This window comes from Kineococcus auxinigenes (assembly GCF_050871525.1).
Taxonomy (GTDB): Bacteria; Actinomycetota; Actinomycetes; order Actinomycetales; family Kineococcaceae; genus Kineococcus.
In genome coordinates, this window is record NZ_JBKBCT010000194.1 from 1 (window position 1) to 530 (window position 530).

The following is a 530-nucleotide window of genomic DNA, read 5'->3' on the forward strand; positions in this document are numbered from 1 at the left end:
ATGCCGATCGAATCCGAAAAGGTCGCGTTCGACTCTGGGCGCGACTTTGCAGAGGCGGCCATGCATCTCGGCTGCTCCGCGATAGAGGCAGTATCAGTGGCATGCCACTTTCAGACCGACTGCGGCAACGGCGTCGACGCTCTGACGCTGGTTTGAGGAAAACCGATGGACGCAGCCAAGCTGCAAGCGAAGATCTACGCAGGCTACGCGAAGTCGGCCAAGCGGATCGGCTACGTCTATGACGTCTACCGCCCGGCCAGCACCGCCAACCCGCTGACCAACAAGGTCGCCAGCCTGAATGCCTCATTCAACGCCCAGGACTGGACGTACACGAAGCCGAATCTGCCGGATAAGCCGTATTGGTACTGCCTGATCGACGGCCGTCTCACGCAGGTCGGTGACTACCTGCAGCGCGGCACGAACCTGCATTTCATCGCTGGGATGCAGGACGAGTTGCCCATCCTCACGGTGGAGTGCAACGCAAAGGTGTGGGTCACGCGCACGACGACGCCGAGCGGCGTTGGGGCCGT

1 pseudogene is annotated in these 530 nt (G+C 61.7%); it reads left to right on the forward strand.

Going from position 1 to position 530, the window contains the following annotated elements:
- Positions 1–165 precede the first annotated feature (165 nt).
- Positions 166–530: pseudogene (locus tag ACRYR9_RS19985) on the forward strand (hypothetical protein); the annotation flags it as partial.